At 54.3% G+C, this 13048-nt stretch carries 11 protein-coding genes and 1 pseudogene; 5 read left to right on the forward strand and 7 right to left on the reverse strand.

All coding sequences use genetic code 11. The features are described from left to right. The first annotated feature begins 132 nt into the window (after positions 1-132). Both GOV80_RS18860 and GOV80_RS18865 read left to right on the forward strand, forming a co-directional pair. Positions 133-1044: a LysR family transcriptional regulator gene (locus GOV80_RS18860; RefSeq protein ID WP_170787038.1), complete on the forward strand. Its 912-nt coding sequence runs from the start codon at positions 133-135 to the stop codon at positions 1042-1044. 167 nt (positions 1045-1211) lie between these two features. Next, entirely contained in the window at positions 1212-1484 is a 273-nt protein-coding gene (locus GOV80_RS18865; RefSeq protein ID WP_170787039.1) for a hypothetical protein, read from the forward strand. On the opposite strand, the gene GOV80_RS18870 is transcribed toward GOV80_RS18865, so the two are convergent. After that, positions 1474-2418, reverse strand: coding sequence for an alpha/beta hydrolase (locus GOV80_RS18870; protein ID WP_214648070.1), 945 nt, complete (start codon positions 2416-2418; stop codon positions 1474-1476). The genes GOV80_RS18865 and GOV80_RS18870 overlap by 11 nt on opposite strands. A gap of 118 nt (positions 2419-2536) precedes the next feature. Between GOV80_RS18870 and GOV80_RS18875 the strand changes: the two genes are divergently transcribed. Next, on the forward strand, positions 2537-3127 hold the full coding sequence (locus GOV80_RS18875; protein ID WP_170773700.1) for a TetR/AcrR family transcriptional regulator: 591 nt from the start codon (positions 2537-2539) through the stop codon (positions 3125-3127). A gap of 307 nt (positions 3128-3434) precedes the next feature. On the opposite strand, the gene GOV80_RS18880 is transcribed toward GOV80_RS18875, so the two are convergent. The 4 genes from GOV80_RS18880 to GOV80_RS18895 are packed head-to-tail and all read right to left on the reverse strand — an operon-like array spanning position 3435 to position 6584. Continuing rightward, positions 3435-4169: an SDR family NAD(P)-dependent oxidoreductase gene (locus GOV80_RS18880; protein ID WP_170787040.1), complete on the reverse strand. Its 735-nt coding sequence runs from the start codon at positions 4167-4169 to the stop codon at positions 3435-3437. Then, entirely contained in the window at positions 4166-4900 is a 735-nt protein-coding gene (locus GOV80_RS18885) for an SDR family NAD(P)-dependent oxidoreductase (RefSeq protein ID WP_170787041.1), read from the reverse strand. The genes GOV80_RS18880 and GOV80_RS18885 overlap by 4 nt, the downstream gene beginning before the upstream one ends. 8 nt (positions 4901-4908) lie before the next feature. Continuing rightward, positions 4909-6030, reverse strand: a complete 1122-nt coding sequence (locus GOV80_RS18890) for a mandelate racemase/muconate lactonizing enzyme family protein (protein WP_170787042.1) — start codon at positions 6028-6030, stop codon at positions 4909-4911. After that, positions 6027-6584: a TetR/AcrR family transcriptional regulator gene (locus GOV80_RS18895; RefSeq protein WP_170787044.1), complete on the reverse strand. Its 558-nt coding sequence runs from the start codon at positions 6582-6584 to the stop codon at positions 6027-6029. Before GOV80_RS18895 ends, GOV80_RS18890 begins: the two co-directional genes overlap by 4 nt. Positions 6585-6866: 282 nt before the next feature. Here GOV80_RS18895 and GOV80_RS18900 point away from each other — a divergent pair. Beyond that, a pseudogene (locus tag GOV80_RS18900) lies at positions 6867-7090 on the forward strand (transposase); the annotation flags it as partial. A gap of 213 nt (positions 7091-7303) precedes the next feature. Then, complete coding sequence (gene aspT / locus GOV80_RS18905) at positions 7304-9004, forward strand: aspartate-alanine antiporter (protein WP_170787045.1); 1701 nt, start codon at positions 7304-7306, stop codon at positions 9002-9004. A gap of 99 nt (positions 9005-9103) precedes the next feature. Here aspT and GOV80_RS18910 read toward each other — a convergent pair whose 3' ends face one another. Both GOV80_RS18910 and GOV80_RS18915 read right to left on the reverse strand, forming a co-directional pair. Continuing rightward, entirely contained in the window at positions 9104-10735 is a 1632-nt protein-coding gene (locus tag GOV80_RS18910; RefSeq protein WP_170787047.1) for a bifunctional aspartate transaminase/aspartate 4-decarboxylase, read from the reverse strand. A gap of 424 nt (positions 10736-11159) precedes the next feature. Beyond that, positions 11160-12548, reverse strand: coding sequence for an SLC5/6 family protein (locus GOV80_RS18915; protein ID WP_170787050.1), 1389 nt, complete (start codon positions 12546-12548; stop codon positions 11160-11162). Positions 12549-13048: the final 500 nt, after the last annotated feature.

Genomic DNA, 13048 nt, shown 5'->3' on the forward strand with positions numbered 1-13048 from the left:
ACCCTTTCATTTACCTCCGAAGTTCGGGAGGCTGTTCACCTGGCCCCGCATCATTGGCTTCACTGATCTCTGCGCGAGAGGCACACAAAAATCTAATGACAATTCGCACAATGCCATATTAGTAAATTTTATATGGACCGGTTTTCGAATATTAACACCATTCTGGCCTTTGTAACGGTGGCCCGTGAAGGCAGCGTTTCCCGCGCAGCCGAAGTGTTGAACCTTACCCAGCCGGCCATCAGCCATCAGATCAAGCGTCTTAGCGAAGAGACTGGACTGACGCTGTTCAACCGAACCGCAGCTGGGTTGCAGATCACCCATGACGGCGCTGCGGTTTTGGCAAAGGCGCAACAAGTCCTCGATGCAGTCAGTGATTTCCAACGCAGTGCCCGCCAGCGTATTGGTCGTTTGAGTGGAAAACTGACGATCGGCACGATCGTCGATCCGGAGTTCATTCGCTTGGGCCGTCTGTTGGCGCATCTGCGATCAGAGCATCCTGATGTTGAAACCGAGTTGGTACACGGGGTCAGCGGGGACATCCTGACATGGCTCAGACGGGGTCGCGCCGATGCCGGGTTCTACCTGTGTGGACCCGACGACCTTTCCAGTATTGGGTCGGACGGCGGTGATCCTGTGCACGCCATAAAGCTGGCCGATTTTATGTATCGCGTGATCGGGCCAGCAGGCTGGCAGAAGCAGGTGGAAGAGTCCGACTGGCCTTCGCTTGCAGCCTTGCCTTGGATTGGCACTCCCGAAGCCTCTGTCCACCATCGCTTGCTGGCCAAGATTTTCGAAGATCAGGCCAGCCGCCCGAACGTGGTCGCATTGGTGGATCAAGAAGCTTCGATGCTTGAAATGGTGAGATCCGGGATTGGCCTGAGCCTCTGCCGCGATTCCATCGCGCTCCATCAAAAACAATCCTTTGGACTTGCCGTCTGTAATTCTGTTTCAGTTCCTGCGTGCCTGTGCTTTGTGACGCTAAAACGGCGCAAAGATAACCCGATGATCGCCGCAACATTCGACCTACTAAATCGGTCCTGGTGATCGCACGAAGCGGACGGAGCCTGATGTGTCAATGGACGCTACTTTCACATTCCTTGTGAACATGGTGCGGGCTGGAACCGGGCAAATGATTAATCCCAAGCTGGTCGAGCTACGGCGAAGACCAAGCGAACGGCTTTGTTTGCGCGAAAACTGCGTCCACAGATATCATGTCAAAGCTGTCGCTTGACGCCATCGGTCGACGTGAAAACCAAAATATTCTATTTTATAACTTGAGGTTACGCGGGATTGAAAACAGCAACACGCGTCACTTCAATGGTTGCAACTTCTTCGCGGAAAATCCCGAAACGATGATCGAGGTTTTTGCAACCGCACGGGATGACGATGAGATTTCTGCGGGACCGTTCACGCGATCCCGCAACTCGTCAATCGAAAAGGCAGCGGTCGCGAAAGGGCCTCTGCCTTTACAGTTTATCTGCTGAAGAACTCAGCGACCGCGTCAGTCGACGTCTTTACAGCTTCAGGTTTGTAGTAGAAGTCCACGTGGCTGAATTCATCAAAGGCCAGTTCCTCGTGTTCATTTGTCAGCTTCTTAACAAACTGGGTTGAACAAGGCGCGGTGAAAGCCGTTTTGCTGTAGATGGTCAGTGACGGCTGCACGATTTTGTCGGCATAGGCTTCGCCGATGGAGATCAGCGACTGCATGCCCTGGTCTCCGATATGCATGTTGGTGTAGGTCGGAACCGCGACCGGGCCTTTGACACCATCACGCCCGTAGTAGTCATAGGATTCTCCGGCCATCGGATTGACGCCTGATCCGACAAAGTCTTCGCGGGTTTGCTCATCATTCAGCCCAAATGGTGCGACATAATCGGGCTCGCCGGTTTCATACATCTTCTGCGTCGAGGCGTTCGAGGCCGCGATTTGCTGATTGACCATGTTGCGGTCGGTCCATTGAAAATCGTCTGCCGCCATCATGCCCGACACCATTGCAATTTTCTTGATGCGATGGTCGGTGACTGCCGCCGACGCAATGATCGAGCCGCCTTGGCAAACGCCCAGTCCGTAGATTTCATCCACGAACGGAAGTGTGCCGAGGTAGGACACGGCGTCCCAGGTGTTTTCAATCAGCCGGAACATGTAGCGAGACTGCTTGTGCTCCCCGGGCAGTGCAGGGGACGAGCCCATTCCGAGATAGTCGAAGCCAAGGTAGATGAAACCGCGCGCGGCCATCTCCGGCCCGTAGGTTGCCGGGATTTGGTCCTTGACCTGCGGGAACGGACTGGCACCCACGATAGCCTTATAGGTCGTTGTCTCTTCAAAGCCTTCGGGCAGGTACAGATCGCCCGCCAAATCCACGCCAAAGGATTTGAAGGTGACTTCGTTTTTGCCCGCGGTGAAATTTTGGGTTGTCATGGTCTTGTTCCTTTCGGGATCAGGCATCATTGCGCCTTGCTAAAGTAAATCGTTGTGTTTACTTATGGTGAATAGATGACGTTTGTAAACACGTCTTTTTACTTTTGAGGTTGAAACCGTGAAACGTACTGAAAAAAAACGAAAAGATATTATCGATGCGGCCATCGATGAGTTCAAAGAGCAGGGGTTTCTGGGGGCAAAAACAACTTCAATCGCCAAAAAAGCGAACGTATCGAGTCGCACGCTCTACAATCACTTCGAAAGCAAAGAAGCGCTGTTCGATGCAATCTCAGAGATCATGTTGGAACAGAACCGGCGCATGGAGCCGGTATCCTATGACCCTGCTCGCGACTTTGCCCAGCAACTGAAGGATGCTTTGTGGCGCTACGTCGAGGTGATCACAGAAGAAACAGCTATTGGACTTAATCGAATGGTTCTATCTGAGCTGATCCGTGACCTTGATCGTTCCCGGCGGTTTTTCACTGAGACCGAGTCCCATGACTACCCAATGACAGGCTTGATCAGTGGAGCTATGGACGCAGGCGTCATCCGAAAAGCTGATCCGGCCTTCGCAACCAACCAGCTTTTGGGGCTGGTGAAAAACTTCTTCTTCTGGCCAGAGTTCTTCCTCGGTCAGAACCCGACATCAAAGAATGTTTTGGACGATTGTGTTGCTATGTTCCTCGCGCACTACAAAGCGGACGTTTGATTGGCGATCGCCCGCTTCGTCCCACGATATGTGAGTCCGTGAGAGTCAGCACTTTGCTCGCGCCGCGAAGGGCCAGTCGGGTGAGCAGCACCGCAGCGATTGGAAATCTCGACCAATGACACGTTTGGGACGTGAGGTATTTCTGGCAAATTTGCCGAAGGCGTGGATGCTACGCGGCATCCGGGGTTGGCAATGAACCCAAAGTGCTAGATACTGCGGTTCGCATAAAGGTCCGCTGCTTAAAGTGCGGTTGAAAGAGTGTTTGAAATGCGAAAATTTGTTTAGGCAATAGTCGGATCAGCAAGCCTTAAGGCAGGCTGAGTTTACTCATTCTACCACCGTCGATCGTGTAGACCTGCCCTGTTACAAAACTGGCTTCACTTGACGCCAGAAATGCGACCAGTGCGGCCACTTCGTCGGGTCGCCCGGTTCGGTTAACCGGATGAATGCCGCCGATCTTACGTCGGAACGCATCAGGCTCTGCCATCGAATTCACGAAGTCTTCGTTGAGTTCCGTGTCGATCCATCCGGGTGCTACAGCGTTGCATCGGACTCCTTCCTCTCCGTGATCCACAGCGACAGACCTAGTCAGGCCGTGCAGGCCCGCTTTTGCGGCACAATAGGCCGCGTGACGAGGATTGGATCCCAAACCTTCAATCGACCCAGTGTTGACAATGCTCCCGCGTGTTTTGCGCAAATGGGGGAGCGCGGCCCGGATCATCAAGAACGGAGCCGTTAGATTCAATGCCAGGCTACGTTGCCAATCCTCAATGCTCGTGTCTTCGATTTTGGCCTCCTGCATCATACCGGCATTGTTAACGAGCACGTCCAGTTGACCGGCACGCCCAACCACTGTCTTGACGACCTCGGCGGGCAGCTGCGGATCGCTCAGGTCCGCGACAATGCCTTCAAAGACCTCATCGGTTTGACGTTGCGCCGTGAATACACGCGCGCCCTCCTGCCGCAGTCGTTCTGCAATGGCGAGGCCGATGCCAGATCGACCACCGGTGACCAGTGCGACTTTCCCTTCAAATCGCCTCATGAGACTGGCTTTCCACCATTCACCTCAACAAGTGCGCCGCACATGTAACGCGCTGCGTCAGAAGCCAAAAACAAAACGACATCCGCAATGTCCTGGGGTTCAGCTATCCGGCCGATAGGGACAGTGGTCCCTAGTTCAGCCACGGCAGTGTCGGGGTCATAACCGCGCTTTTCAAAGCCACTACGCAGCATGGGCGTGTTCACTTCATTTGGGCACACCGCGTTGATCCGAATGCCCTGATGCGCGTGGTCCATTCCCATGCATTGGGTCAAAGATGCGATTGCCGCCTTGGTCATACAATATAGCGCGTGGTTCGGGCCTGGAGCTTTTCCACCCCAACACGAAGCTGTGTTTACGATCGCCCCACCGCCATCATTGGCCATTATCGGGATTGCTGCCCGACAAATGCGAAAGGGAGCTTCGACGTTAACCGTGATCGAGAGATCCCAATCTGCGTCTGTCGTCTCTGTCACGGCACCGCGTGTAATAACGCCTGCGTTGTTGACTACGATGTCCAGGCCGCCGAGCGCAAGATTAGCAGCCTGAGGGAGGGTATCTGCATAGTCAGCCTGCGACAGATCACCCGGCAGGTGAGCGTCAGCATCAATGCCATCAACATTTCGATCCGCCGCGGCCACCAACGCCCCTTCGGCCCTCAAGTTGGAAACGATTGACGCCCCGATCCCACCAGCTGCGCCTGTGACCAGTGCTTTTTTGCCTACAAATCTCATATCCATCCTCACGCTTGGAAGCTGGCAACAGGATCACCAAATATCTCGGGATTTGGGGTAACGCCGAGACCCGGACCTTCGGGTAGCGCGATAAACCCGCTTTCGATGCGAATACCGTTTTCGGGGTCATAGTGCCCGTCGATATAAGGTGCGGCCACCCATGCTCCTTCGCAAAGGTCGGGGCGCACGGTTGCTGCAACATGGACACAAGCCGCCGCGATAATGTCGCCGCCCCAGGCATCGTCGCAGGTATGCGGCAGGTTGCGGGCTTCGCAGATATCTCGGAAGCTGCGCATGTTGGTCAGTCCTCCTATGCGCGTGACCTTCATTCCAAACCCGTCTACTAGGCCGGCCCCCGCTGCGCTGATCACGGTATTCAAGTCAACGCTGCTTTCATCCATGTAGATGGCGTGGGTGACTTGCGGGCGGATCTTTTGCAAGTCTTCGACCGTGTTGCAGGGCTGTTCCATAATGAACGGAATGTCAGGGCATTCGCGGCTCACGCGCAGTGCATCGCGCGTTGTCCAACCTCGATTGCCGTCAACCGCAAGACGCATTCCTGAGTTCTTGATCTGCTCCCATACTTTCCGGATCGTTTCGATATCCAGCTCGACCGGACGCCCGCCAACCTTCACCTGAAGGCGCGGATAGCCCTCATCGCGCTTATCAGCAGCGAGCCGGGCGATCTCATCCGGAGCACCCACACCTGTCGCATAGTAAGAGGGTACGCGTTCCGTCACAGCACCCCCGAGGAAGTCTGCCACTCTTATCTCAAGCAACTTGCCCAACAGGTCGTGCGCTGCGATGTCTATCGCCGCTTTTGCATAGTTGTGGCCATTGAGCAGGCTGTGCATCTTTCGTTGCAACACCAATGGCCAGAGCGGCTTACCGATCAAATCTTGTGCCATATGTATCAAAGCCGCGCGTGCGCCAAGCGCATGCGCTTCGGCATAGGTGGGGCCTACCGGGCAGGTCTCTCCCCACCCTTCTGTCCCATCGGTCGCTACAATCTTCACCAGTGTTGTGTCCAGCGCCCAAACTTCGGCATTGGCCATCGTATAGGATCCATTCTTTACCGGCAGATTGTGCTGATAGATATGGATCTCTTCGATTATAGGACCGTGACTCATGTGAAGCCTTCCGTTTCCAGCACTTTGCGGGCTGCAAGAAGCGCAGATCGGGTGGCCGCCGCAGGACCCCTTAAGCGGGCCACGTCAGTCAAACCTTCGTGCAAAAGAAACAAGGTTTCGGCTGCGTGGCGCGTGTTCTGGTCTGGAGCAATACGTTCTAAGCGGAGCTCAAACTCATTCGCCAATTTGAGCTTGTGCGCCTTAACCAGTTCGGAGATCGGCGCGCTGTTGGGGTGCTCCGCCAGTGCATTCAAAAATAGACACCCAGTGTTTGATACATCACTTAACCAGTCACCCAGTCGCACAAGCGGGTACAATACATGGTCAATGCCCTGTTTCGGACCACCCGCAAGCCACTCGAAATATGCAGCGTCCCGATGCTCCAACGCGCCAACAATCATCTCTTCACGGCTCGGGAAATGCTTATAGAGCGTGCGGATCGAAACATCTGCACCTGCACGCAATGCCTCGACCCCTAGTCCCGCGAAACCCAACTCCGAGAATTGTTGGTGAAGGGCACGAGCTATCTTTTGTTTGGTTCCAATCATAAACATAGTGTAGAACGTTCGCTCTACCATCCGCCTAAAAAAACGTCATGCGCGTGCCGGTTCGCGACGTTTTATTTGGCAGCTTGGTTGCTCTGGTCTAACAATCGACATTTTCTGAGACGCGTCTACAGCACGTTCCCATTTCATCGCAGAGAGACCGTTCTACCTGGTGCGCCTTAGGGTCAGGACCCATTGATTTCCGCGTTGGTGCATGAGTCACGGTTCGAAAAACGAGCGATGACCGTGTCTGATCTTTTCTGGCTCACAGATGCGCAGATGGCGCGTCTTCGGGAAGCGTTGAAAGACAAAGGGAAACGAGCCTGTATCCCTGGCCGGAAGCAGCGGAAGAAACCGGTAAAGTACGACAGGCGTCGATACAAACGGCGCAACCGGATCGAGATCATGTTCGGAATGTTGAAGGATTGGCGGCGTGTGGCAACCCGCTACGACAGGTGCCCCAAATTCTTCTTGTCCGCCGTCGCACTCGCAGCGCTGCCATATACTGGCTATGAGACCTGACCCTAAAAGACGAACAGTGTATGGTGTGACCTGCATTCTAAAAACGGCTATTGGGTTTCACGTTCACCTGCCCTTTAAAAGAGTTTGTTCCAAGTAGTTTCGAAACGACCGCACGACCTCGGGTGTTTAAATTTTTTGTTTTCAATACAGTAAGGCTCTGTATCTTTAGGGGAAAGGACCAGCGTTTGGACTCTGGAGATTTCAAAATGGAATTGATTACAGAACAACTTCGCGCCTTCCCGATTATGGCTCTGTTTCTTTGTCTGGGCCTGGGATATGGCGTTGGAAAGTTTCGGGTCGGCAAGTTCGAACTAGGGGGCATTGCTGGCACGTTGTTGGTGGCGGTCTTTATAGGCCAGATCGGCGGCATCAATCTTAGTACCGATGTTCAGAATGTATTCTTTTCCCTCTTCATATTTATGGTCGGTTACAATGGGGGGCCTCAATTTTTTGCGGCCTTGAACCGAACTGCGCTGACCAAGCTATTGGCCGCGTTTATGATGACCGTCTGGGGGTTGTTTTTTGTTATCGTTGTTGCTCGGTTGGCGGGCTTGGACAAAGGGCTGGCCGCAGGACTGGCCGCTGGCGGTCTGACACAATCTGCAATCATTGGCACCGCTGGAAACGCCATCGATCTGCTTGGGCTCGCCGCTGATGAGGCGGAAAAGCTGAAAACCAACATCGCCGTAGGATACTCGGTTACTTACATCTTCGGCTCAATCGGCCCGATATTGGCAGTTAGCATCATTCCCATCATCATGCGTGTCGATCTGCGGCAAGAAGCGATTAAGCTGGCTCAGAAACTCGGCGGCGGTGGTCCCAAACTAGAGGAAGGTGAGTTCCTTCCCATGAATCGGTTCGACGCCCGCGCCTATCAGGTAGATGCCGATGCAAGCATTGCCGGAAAATCCGTCAAGGACATCGAAAATGGCTATGATGGTGATCTGATCGTCGAACGGTTGCTCCACGATGGCGCTCCTGTGGATCCGACTCCTGAAACGATAATCAACGCCGGAGACGTTGTGGTCGTCTCCGGCCTCGTCACGACTTTGACCCAGTTCGAGGGGAGCGCCAGTGGTGAAATCGGAGAGTATCCCCCTGAACTGACGGTTGTAGAGGAGCGTCGCAACGTCGTGGTCACCAACCGTAAACTGACCGGCAAAACCTTGGTGGAGCTGCGCGAGGCTCTGACGTCAGATCAAAGGCGCGGTGTTCATATCTCAAAGATCACCCGCATGGGCCATGATGTCCCCGTCCTGCACAACACCGAGATTCACGCAGGTGACGAGATCAGTATTGTCGGTCACAAGGACGACCTGAACCGAGTTGCCAAAGTTGCAGGCTATGTGCCGCCTTCGGCCTCGGTCACCAATTTCATTGCCTTGGGGATCGGGGTGGCCATCGGCTATCTGATCGGAGAGATCAGTTTTGTCATCGCAGGAACGAAGGTGGCTTTGGGGTCCGGCCTCGGTTGCCTGGTTACAGGATTGATCATCGGCTATTTGCGCATCCGGCAACCCAAGATCGGCGGTATTAACCGTGGGGCCGCGAATTTCCTTCAGAGTTTCGGTTTGGCCGTGTTTGTTGGTGTGGTTGGCCTAAATGCAGGCAAACCCGCACTGGAGGCGATTCAGGAATATGGGATCACGCTTCTGCTTTTAGGCGTTGTGGTTACATTGATGCCCATGATCGTGCAGTTCCCGATCAACTATTTTGCCTTGCGTATCAAGAACCCGGTTGAGGCCTGTGCGGTTGTGACCGGATCACGCTCGGGTAATCCCGGTTTTGCGACACTCTTGGAAAAAGCCGGGAACTCGACACCAACGCCAGCCTTCACCATGACCTATGCCGTGGCCAATATCTTCCTGACACTCTGGGGGCCTTTGGTTGTGGCTTTTGTTCCGTAAGTCAGACCGCACAACAATCAGAGTCCTGGCTTGGAAGGGTGAGATCAGCATGATTACCAATCATCATGCTGAACCGTTGCTCTGCGCTGCAGCTAGACCTCAACCGTGCAAAGGCAGTCCTTTCGAGGCACGGTAGGCCTGCACGTAGCCAGTGGCCACTGCTCGCACCGCTCTTCCGATCTGGCGGTAGGCACTATCATCCAAATTGGCAAACGATACCCGCGCCGACCAGTTAGGCGCGTCAAAGCCCGATCCATTCAGCAACACGATCCCGTGGTCCTGAGCCAGTTTGAAGGATATATCCAACGGGTGCACATTCTCCTTGATCCACTCGACGACCTCTTCACCGACGTATTTGCGAAGCCAGAATTCGAAGTCGATAATACCGTAGTATTTGTCGAACAGCGGGCTATCGGGAACTTCAATGCCCATCCCTTCGACCAGCTCGTCAAAGCGATGTTTCAGAATACCCCAGCAGAATTTCTGATAGGCCTTCTCTTCGTCCATAAGCTCGACGAGTGAAAACAAGGTCATCATCACCTGTTGCGGCAGCGATAGACCTGCAGTGTGGTTCAGCGCAACATCGCGGCTGTCGGCGACGATCCGGTCGATGAACTTGAACGAGGATGGATCAGGCGTCAACGTTTCGTAGCGTGCGTTGACGATGGCCTTGGTTTCATCCGGAGCATCCGCAATCATCTTGTCGAAGATGTTGTTCTCGGCCACCAAAATCGCGCCTAGACGCCACCCGGTGCAACCAAAATACTTGGAGTAAGAGTAAACCCCGATGGTGTTCTCGGGCAGATGCCCCAAAATCGACTGAAAGTTTGGAACGAAGGTCCCGTAAACATCGTCAGTCAAAATGATCAGGTCCGGGCGGCGGGTCTTTACGAACTCGACGAGCCGCGCCGAGACCTCTGGGCTGATAGCGACGGAAGACGGATTGCCCGGGTTGACCAGAAAGAGTGCTTTGACCTTCGGGTCGGACAGAATTTCGAAGTCTTCGTCGTTCAGTTGAAAGTGGTCCTCTTCTTTCGAAGAGACATCCACTGTATTTAGCCCATAGTCTTCAAGGACGGGCATTTCCAGATAGGGCGTGAAAATCGGTGTGCCCAACGCAATGGTGTCACCGGCATTCAGCAATCGCTGGTTCTTGAGCGCTTTGAAGATGTAACACATCGCTGCGGTTCCGCCCTCAACCGCGTAGATATCGAACTTCGCATCCGGTCGGTGCCCCGCGCACATCGCCCACATAATGTATTCGTGGACAATAGTTTCGTTGTGTTCCATGCAACGGTCGGGCATCGGGTAATGGTCGCCGACAATACCGTCGGTCAACTCGAGCACAAAATCGTCAGGCGTAAATCCAAATTTCTCAATCGCAAAATCAACTGTGGCCACCAAAGTATCCGCACCAGAAGGGCCGTTTCCTTCAACCGATTTGGCGCAATACGTCTTTAGCCTGTCATAACATCCTGGCCCTTGTGGCATCCCAGCCAGACCAACCTCCGGCTCATTCCGATGGCGCTGAGCTTCTGTCATGGCGAACTGTCCCAAAAGGAAAAATGCTTCCCGTGCTTTGGTGGCGATCCAGTTGGGGTTCCCTCGACCGGCATTTAGGTATGGCAGAGCCATCTGCCGCGCCTCTTTTTGCGCCAACTTGATAAGTTCGTCTTTTATTTGGAAAGGACTTAGGTTTTCAAATTTATGCAGGTTGAGCGATTCTGGCATGACATCAAATCCTTGCGTTAAAATAGATGACCTGGTTCAGCGGATCGCATGCAGAGCAATGTGTCAATTAAAACAACACCAATTGAAGAGGCCGGTGAGACGCGGAGGATTGTTTGTCTTCATTGGAAGCCTTAGCTGCATCCATTCTACAAGGTAGTCAGAATGATAGAAATTGTGCTGAAGCTCTGCGCTTGGAACTGACATTCCAAATGAAATTGGGCAATTCGCTGGATTAAGCGAGAAAGCCATTGGTCGGGACCGTTGAGGTGATTGCAGCGAACCACAGATTTGTCTGCAATCTGCGAGTACGATCATTTCCAGATTGCGCGATTGCCGCGAACGACGGCAATGCGGGCGCGGCCGCGGCGTCAGAGCTTCGTGACGAGTGTCTCTTATAGGCCGTTCAAGCTTTCGCGCTGGTCAGCTATTCGCCCGCAACCCTGCCCGCCTCGCGCTGCGACCCGATCCAGACAGCGATACATCCCACGACCAACACACAGATACAAATTTGCAAAAGCTGCTCGTATTTGTGCCCATCAATGAGGACCTCCGCCACAAAGGCCTTCCCGCGGAACAGGTAAGCCATCGCACCAAGCATGGCGGCGGTAAAGCTGACAAGATACGCCCAGAGCGCCACCTGTCGACCGCCAATAAGCCCAGCCAGCAGGATCGGCGTCAAAAACATTGAAGCGGTACCCGAGACCGCGACGGCATCAAACAGGGTCTGGTTACCCCAGAGCGTCAGCGCCGCACCCGCGACTGCGAACAGAGCCATGGCAATGCGCCCACCGGTTAGGGTGCGGGGGGCCAAGCGCAGTTCCTCAACCACCAGTCGCGCGGCCGAAGACAGCGCGGAATCCAACGTCGAGAGCGCCGAAACCAGCAGTGAAACCAAAAGCGCCATAAAAACCCAGCCCGGCAGGGATCGCGCCCAGGTGCTGATCAGCTCGCCCTCATATGCCGCCCCATCCAGTGCCGCCTGAATGCCAAAGAACCCAAATGCCACGATGCAAAGCGAGGAAATCCAGAACGCGTGCAAGAAGCTCTTCCGGGTTGTATCGCTGTCCGCAATAAACCCACGATCCATCATGACCGGATCATGCACGGGATAGGAGAACACCTGCAGAAAAGCCACGACCAACAAAACCCAGCCATTGTGCGGGCCCGAAGTGCCTTCGGCGGTCAAAACCGCGCCCAGATCAAAGTTGGGGCTGAGAACCAGCGCGACAAAGGCCAAGGCGAAGACCACAAGAAAGACCGCCATCTGCAGAACATCCGTCCGAAGCGCTGCGCTGAGCCCGCCCCAGGCCGAATAGGCCAGCGCCAATAGCCCGACCAAAAGGATCGAACACGTGCCGATATTGGCGCTGTCAGGTGCTAGTGCGCTAAAGATCAGACCGACCACGATCAGGTTGGCAAAGACCTCAGACAAGAGTCTGAGGGCAATCACGAGGTTATAGCACCCTGTTCCCATTGTTCCGAAACTGTCGCGGAGCCAATCCTGAACCGACCGTGCACCCCGCGCGCGCAACCGTTGCACTACAAAACCACCAGTCAGGAAAGAGCCGTAATACGCGGCATAGGCCAAAACCCCTGCGATGCCGTAGAAATAGCCCAGAATGGCAGAATTCATGAGCGAGCGGGCAAAAATCCAAGTTGTGACTTGGCTCAGCACCAACGTCCACAGGCCTGGCGCGGCTCCTTCGGTGGTTGTCCCACCAAAGAATCCCGAAACCGAAGCACGCCGGGGTGATACCCAGAGACTTGCCAGAATTACGGCACCGAATAGAGCAATAATTGCCGAAACCTGCATGGATTCTCCTGCTGTTGATCTGTGGCGCAGCTAACAGGCAAGTTCGCCAACGACCATTCAATTGAACGTGAAGCTGATTGTGGGCGTTGTGTCGCAAACTTCTTGGAGGGCGGTGTTTGTGGAATTGGCAACATGATATTAACGGGGCGGCGTCAGTTGATCGGGCAAACCAAAGGCAGCATGAACACTAAGTTGCATGCTGCTACAGATAGTCTGGGATGCCCGATACGCTTCGCCATATCCGCCAGGCAGTTCGGCGACTACACGGGCGCTCGGGCTCTGATGATTAGCCCGGAACCTGATATTCGCACGACGGCAGCGAATGAGGGCTCTTTCCGTGGACTGTGAGTTCGGCCGCCTAAGAATTTCGATCCTTTGGCGAACGGCAGGTTTGATGGGCCGCAGCGCAGCGTCGGCGTGCTATAACCAATGGCAGGAATGAGCCGATGTCGTTGAAAAAGTCGTTCGTTTTTGCGTCTTGGTGTTCTGCGTTGTCTATA

The sequence above is a fragment of the Ruegeria lacuscaerulensis genome (assembly GCF_013034685.1).
Lineage (GTDB): Bacteria > Pseudomonadota > Alphaproteobacteria > Rhodobacterales > Rhodobacteraceae > Ruegeria > Ruegeria lacuscaerulensis_B.

What these genes read in the sequence shown, in the direction of transcription:
- GOV80_RS18860 (WP_170787038.1), top strand. Translation starts at nt 133, where the DNA reads ATGGACCGGTTTTCGAATATTAACACCATTCTGGCCTTTGTAACGGTG.
- GOV80_RS18865 (WP_170787039.1), top strand. Translation starts at nt 1,212, where the DNA reads ATGTCAAAGCTGTCGCTTGACGCCATCGGTCGACGTGAAAACCAAAAT.
- GOV80_RS18870 (WP_214648070.1), bottom strand. Translation starts at nt 2,418, where the DNA reads ATGACAACCCAAAATTTCACCGCGGGCAAAAACGAAGTCACCTTCAAA.
- GOV80_RS18880 (WP_170787040.1), bottom strand. Translation starts at nt 4,169, where the DNA reads ATGAGGCGATTTGAAGGGAAAGTCGCACTGGTCACCGGTGGTCGATCT.
- GOV80_RS18885 (WP_170787041.1), bottom strand. Translation starts at nt 4,900, where the DNA reads ATGAGATTTGTAGGCAAAAAAGCACTGGTCACAGGCGCAGCTGGTGGG.
- GOV80_RS18890 (WP_170787042.1), bottom strand. Translation starts at nt 6,030, where the DNA reads ATGAGTCACGGTCCTATAATCGAAGAGATCCATATCTATCAGCACAAT.
- GOV80_RS18895 (WP_170787044.1), bottom strand. Translation starts at nt 6,584, where the DNA reads ATGTTTATGATTGGAACCAAACAAAAGATAGCTCGTGCCCTTCACCAA.
- aspT (WP_170787045.1), top strand. Translation starts at nt 7,304, where the DNA reads ATGGAATTGATTACAGAACAACTTCGCGCCTTCCCGATTATGGCTCTG.
- GOV80_RS18910 (WP_170787047.1), bottom strand. Translation starts at nt 10,735, where the DNA reads ATGCCAGAATCGCTCAACCTGCATAAATTTGAAAACCTAAGTCCTTTC.
- GOV80_RS18915 (WP_170787050.1), bottom strand. Translation starts at nt 12,548, where the DNA reads ATGCAGGTTTCGGCAATTATTGCTCTATTCGGTGCCGTAATTCTGGCA.